Source organism: Endobacterium cereale (assembly GCF_009617585.1).
Classification (GTDB): domain Bacteria; phylum Pseudomonadota; class Alphaproteobacteria; order Rhizobiales; family Rhizobiaceae; genus Neorhizobium; species Neorhizobium cereale.
On sequence record NZ_WIXI01000012.1, the window covers coordinates 1 to 353 of the forward strand.

Genomic DNA, 353 nt, shown 5'->3' on the forward strand with positions numbered 1-353 from the left:
ATGTGAGTAGTTCCTGCGCTTATTGATATGCTTAAGTTCAGCGGGTATCCCTACCTGATCTGAGGTCAAGTCAGAAGAGTACAGCATTGAGCTGTGGGTTCTACGACCATCAAGATGTCACACATCCAAACGAACGACCGAAATCATACAACATTTGGTATTAGGCAACAACCTGACCATCAATAGCTTTTCAGGGGGCGGTTGGACAAACCAACTGCTTCCTTGATACAGTCCAAGGCAATGCAGTAAAGTATTGCTTGAGTGGTGTTGCTGACGCTCAGACAGGCATGCCTCACGGAATACCATGAGGCGCAATGTGCGTTCAAAAACCCGATGACTCACTAGCTGAGTCT

Annotated in this window: 1 protein-coding gene; it reads right to left on the bottom strand. The window is 47.0% G+C overall.

Going from position 1 to position 353, the window contains the following annotated elements; genetic code table 11:
- Nucleotides 1–117: 117 nt before the first annotated feature.
- Nucleotides 118–353 (bottom strand): hypothetical protein (locus tag GAO09_RS29490; RefSeq protein WP_209018549.1); only part of this gene is annotated, 236 nt, incomplete at its 5' end.